The sequence below is a fragment of the Roseiarcus sp. genome, from assembly GCF_052145395.1.
Taxonomy (GTDB): domain Bacteria; phylum Pseudomonadota; class Alphaproteobacteria; order Rhizobiales; family Beijerinckiaceae; genus Roseiarcus.
Genome location: NZ_JBKQOT010000325.1, coordinates 1 through 3,969 on the forward strand (window position 1 = coordinate 1; position 3,969 = coordinate 3,969).

Below are 3,969 nucleotides of genomic sequence, written 5' to 3' on the forward strand. Positions count from 1 at the left end.
ACGGCGTCGCCCTGCCGGACTGGCGCTCCTCGGTCGCCGCCTGTTGCGCGCGGCTCATCCCCTGATCCGGAGGTTTAAGAATGCGGAACGTACTGGTGACGGGTGGGGCGGGATTCATCGGCTCCGCGGTTTGCCGCCATCTGGTCGGCGCCGGCGTCAACGTGCTCAACGTCGACAACCTCACCTACGCAGGCAATCTGGCGTCGCTCTCGACCATCGGCAACGCGCCGAACTACCGCTTCGCCAAAATCGACATCTGCGACCGGCCGGCGATTGCGGACGCGCTGGCGGGGTTCCAGCCGGACCACGTCATCCACCTGGCCGCCGAGAGTCACGTCGACCGTTCGATCACCGGCAGCGACGCTTTCATCCAGACCAACATTTTGGGCACGTTCTCGATGCTGGAAGCGGCGCGGGCCTACTGGCTCGGCCTCGCCGGGGTGAAGCGCGAAGGGTTCCGCCTCCTGCATGTGTCGACCGACGAGGTCTACGGCTCGCTCGGCGACGAGGGGCTGTTCGTCGAGACGACGCCCTACGATCCGAGCTCCCCCTATTCGGCCTCGAAGGCCGCCTCCGACCATCTCGTCTCGGCCTGGGCGCACACCTACAAGTTCCCGGCCGTGATCTCGAACTGCTCCAACAACTACGGCCCCTATCATTTTCCGGAGAAACTGATCCCGCTCGTCATCCTCAACGCCATTCACGGCAAGCCGCTGCCGGTCTACGGGGCGGGGACCAACGTGCGAGACTGGCTCTATGTCGAGGATCACGCCCGGGCGCTCGACATCATCGTCAGCCGCGGCCGCATCGGCGAGAAATACAACGTCGGCGGCCGCAACGAGCGGCGCAACATTGACGTCGTGCGCACGATCTGCGCCATCCTCGATCGGCTCAAGCCCGCCCGCCGGCCCTATGCCGAACTGATCACATTCGTGACCGACCGTCCGGGCCACGACCTCCGCTACGCCATCGACGCGACGAAGCTCGAACAGGAGCTCGGCTGGCGGGCGCAGGAGAATTTCGACACGGGCATCGAAAAGACAGTGCGCTGGTATCTCGACAACGAATGGTGGTGGCGTCCGCTACGCGACAAGGTCTACGCCGGCGAGCGCCTCGGAGTGCTTCTTGAAGCCGCGGCGTCGACGACGATGGGAGGCTGAGCGTGAAGGGCATTATTCTGGCGGGCGGAGCGGGCACCCGGCTGCATCCCATCACGCTCGCCGTCTCGAAGCAGCTCGTGCCGGTCTACGACAAGCCGATGATCTATTATCCGCTGTCGGTCGTCATGCTGGCCGGCATTCGCGAAGTCCTGATCATCTCGACACCGCACGATCTGCCGATGTTCCGCCGCCTGCTCGGCGACGGCGCGCAATGGGGCATGCGCTTCGAATACGCCGAGCAGCCGACTCCCAACGGCCTTGCGCAGGCTTTCGTCATCGGCGAGTCTTTCGTCGCCGGCGAGCCGGCCATGCTCGTCCTCGGCGACAACATCTTTTACGGCGCCGGTCTCGGAGAGCAGCTGCGCCGCGCCGCCAGGCGCGACAAGGGCGCCTCGGTGTTCGCCTATCACGTGCCCGATCCGGAGCGCTACGGCGTGGTGGCGTTCGATTCCACCGGGCGCGCCGTCTCGATCGAGGAGAAGCCGGAGAAGCCAAAGTCGCACTGGGCGGTGACGGGCCTCTACTTCTACGATTCGAAGGTTGTCGAGATCGCCAAGGCGCTGAAGCCTTCCGCGCGCGGGGAATACGAGATCACCGACGTCAACCGCATCTACCTGGAGGCTGGCGCGCTCAATGTCGAACGCATGGGGCGCGGCTACGCGTGGCTCGACACGGGAACGCCGGATTCGCTGGTCGACGCCGCGGCCTTCGTGCGCACCCTCGAAGTGCGCCAGGGGGTGAAGATCTGCTGCCCCGAGGAGATCGCCTTCGACCAGGGCTTCATCGGCGCGGCTCAGCTCGAAGAGCTCGCCGACCGGTTCGGCAAGAGCGCGTACGGCCAGTATCTGCGGCGAATCTTGAACGAGCGGCGTGAACTTATGCCGCGTTGACACGCGGCGCGCGGCGGTCGCAAGCTTTGCGTTCCGCCTCGGAAACATAAAAGAAAGTCGAGACATGACCAGCGGCCCAAGGAGGACGGTTCCGCATCCGGCGGACCCGTTCGTCAGGCGCAAGCCTCTTCCCTCGCCGCTGCCCAAGCCCCCGAGCGAGGACCCGGAGGCGGCGGCGCGGGTCCGGGCGATACTCGATTCCCCATCCTACCGGGTGGCCAGCGAGGATTTCGACTTTCTCGCCAGCGATCCCGTGCGCGGCTTGCGGCTGCAGATGGACTACCTCAAGCCTGAGTTCGGGCTTCGCGCCAACAATGTCGTGCACACCATCGTCGTCTTCGGCAGTTCACGCATCTGCGAGCCACGGGAGGCGCGCCGCCGGCTCGACGCCTTGCGCGCCGCTGGCCCGTCGGGCGACGGCGCACGCGAATACGCAAAGCGCCTGGCGATCGCCGAGCGGGTTCTCGACAACAGCCGCTACTACGACGTCGCGCGCGCCTTCGGCCGCCTCGTCGCCGAGGCCAACGCCCGGACGGGCGACGGGCAGACGCTCATCATAACGGGTGGCGGCCCGGGCATCATGGAAGCCGCCAATCGCGGCGCGTTCGACGCCGGCGCCAAGACCATCGGCCTCAACATCAGCCTACCGCGCGAGCAGTTTCCCAACCCCTATGTGTCGCCCGAACTCTGCTTCAACTTCCATTACTTTGCGCTGCGCAAGCTGCACTTTTTGCAGCGCGCGATGGCGCTTGTCGCCTTCCCCGGCGGCTACGGCACGCTGGACGAACTGTTCGAGGTCCTGACGCTCAGCCAGACGCGCAAGATCCGGCCGATGCCGATCGTGCTCGTGGGCGAGCGCCACTGGCGGAAGGTGATCAATTTCGACTACATGGTCGATGAGGGCGTGATCGATCCCGAGGACCGGGAGCTGTTCTGGTTCGCCGAGTCCGCCGACGAAATCTGGGCCGGCATTGAGAAATGGGAGCAGGAGAAGGAGGAGCGCTTCGGCTCGGGACGCTGAAGCGCCAGAAGAGACCACGGCGGGAGGGCCCGATCACGGCGCCGACCGGAGCGTGACGGGCTCCTGCCACGCGATCGAATGCGGGGGCAAGACCCTCCTCGTCGACTGCGGACTCTTCCAGGGCGACCCTCAGACCGACGCCGCGAACGCCGGAGACTTCGGCCTCGACCCGGCCCGGGTCGATGTCCTGCTGCTCACTCACGCCCATCTCGACCATTGCGGTCGCATTCCGCTCTTGGTCAAGCGCGGGTTTAAGGGAGAGATCATCGCGACAGCGGCGACGCGCGAGCTGACCCGGCTGGTGTTGCTCGACGCGGCGCATCAGCAGGACGAAGAGGCCAAGAGCCGCAAGCACAGCGCCGAGCTGCGCGGCGAAAGCGATGCCGGCTTCGCGCCGGTCTACGGGCTCATCGACGCGCTGAGCGCCTTCGATCGCTTCGGGCGGACGGCCGCCTATGACCAGCCGATCGACGTGGCGACCGACGTCCGGGTCGCATTCGTCAACGCCGGCCATATTCTCGGCTCGGCCAGCATCGTTCTGGACCTCGTCGAGGGCGATCGGCGCCGGAGAGTCATCTTCTCCGGCGATCTGGGCCCCACGGGCCGCCCGCTGCTCCGGGACGCCGATCCGCCAGCGAACGCCGACGTTGTGGTGATGGAAACGACCTACGGCGACCGGATGCACCGGCCGCTCGATCAGACGGTGGAGGAATTCGACGAGGCGGTGAACGACTGCTTCCGACGGGGCGGCAACGTCGTCGTTCCGACCTTCGCGCTCGAGCGCACGCAGGAAGTTCTCTACTATACCCGGACTCATTGAGGGGGCGAAAAGGGGCTTGCGTCGGAAGGGTTTTCGGATTCGGCTGGAGGCATGATTCGCGGCGGGTTTCTTTCGCCT

At 66.1% G+C, this 3,969-nt stretch carries 4 protein-coding genes; all 4 read left to right on the forward strand.

The window, feature by feature from the left end; all coding sequences use genetic code 11:
• The first annotated feature begins 80 nt into the window (after positions 1-80).
• The 4 genes from rfbB to ACLP25_RS11035 all read left to right on the forward strand — a co-directional run bounded on the left by rfbB (position 81) and on the right by ACLP25_RS11035 (position 3,891).
• On the forward strand, positions 81-1,160 hold the full coding sequence (rfbB, locus tag ACLP25_RS11020; RefSeq protein ID WP_442469240.1) for a dTDP-glucose 4,6-dehydratase: 1,080 nt from the start codon (positions 81-83) through the stop codon (positions 1,158-1,160).
• Between the two features lie 2 nt (positions 1,161-1,162).
• Positions 1,163-2,050, forward strand: a complete 888-nt coding sequence (gene rfbA, locus ACLP25_RS11025) for a glucose-1-phosphate thymidylyltransferase RfbA (RefSeq protein WP_442469241.1) — start codon at positions 1,163-1,165, stop codon at positions 2,048-2,050.
• A gap of 64 nt (positions 2,051-2,114) precedes the next feature.
• Positions 2,115-3,071, forward strand: coding sequence for a TIGR00730 family Rossman fold protein (locus tag ACLP25_RS11030; protein WP_442469242.1), 957 nt, complete (start codon positions 2,115-2,117; stop codon positions 3,069-3,071).
• A gap of 52 nt (positions 3,072-3,123) precedes the next feature.
• Positions 3,124-3,891, forward strand: a complete 768-nt coding sequence (locus ACLP25_RS11035; protein ID WP_442469243.1) for an MBL fold metallo-hydrolase — start codon at positions 3,124-3,126, stop codon at positions 3,889-3,891.
• Positions 3,892-3,969: the final 78 nt, after the last annotated feature.